This is a genomic window from Snodgrassella sp. W8132, assembly GCF_016100865.1.
GTDB classification, from domain to species: Bacteria; Pseudomonadota; Gammaproteobacteria; order Burkholderiales; family Neisseriaceae; genus Snodgrassella; species Snodgrassella alvi.
The window spans coordinates 1-748 of sequence record NZ_JACFRQ010000014.1; the positions used below are offsets into that span (position 1 = coordinate 1).

Annotated in this window: 1 tRNA gene; it reads right to left on the bottom strand. The window is 34.0% G+C overall.

Features of this window, described 5'->3' with window-relative positions:
• Positions 1–83, bottom strand: a tRNA-Leu gene (locus H3U82_RS10780).
• Positions 84–748 lie beyond the last annotated feature (665 nt).

Below are 748 nucleotides of genomic sequence, written 5' to 3' on the forward strand. Positions count from 1 at the left end.
GCCCAGGAGAAGACTCGAACTTCCACACCATTGCTGGCACATGGACCTGAACCATGCGCGTCTACCAATTCCGCCACCTGGGCTTATTCACCAACACCGTTGTGCTTGTGAAGTTGTGCATTATATATTTTTGGCTAAGATTGTCAACAGTATTACTAGTACATCAGACTATATCTATTGATTATCAAAGAAAAGTATTTTCCAGCAAAGAAAATTGGACTTAATTGTGTAATCACTTTTTTACTAAATTGCTTTTATTTGAGTTTATTTCTTAGCAAATTTAGCTTATTTAGGTTTCTTAATTAAGTATGAGATGTAAAGGTATTTATTTTTTACACTTTAATAAATAAAATCGATTATGAATACGTTTATTCAACCCAACATGTTCGAGGAACCCTCCTCTTCTCTTAAGTTGGAATTAATGTAATTATTTATATTTGTATACTTCGTTATAGCTTTAGCCCTCGCTATATAGTCCGTTATAATAATTTTCATTAATTTAAAACAATTGTGCCGATGTGAAGGTATATCTTTAAGATACAGATATTCAAAATTTATAAGGTTTATAAGCTTTTGTGAAAGTCTACAGTGAAAACTATTCTGAGTTGCTTTTGGAAAGAAATTTTGAAGATTGAAGTCTATTACTAGATAAAGAAAATAATTTGGTGCCCAGGAGAAGACTCGAACTTCCACACCATTGCTGGCACATGGACCTGAACCATGCGCGTCTACCAATTCCGCCACCTGG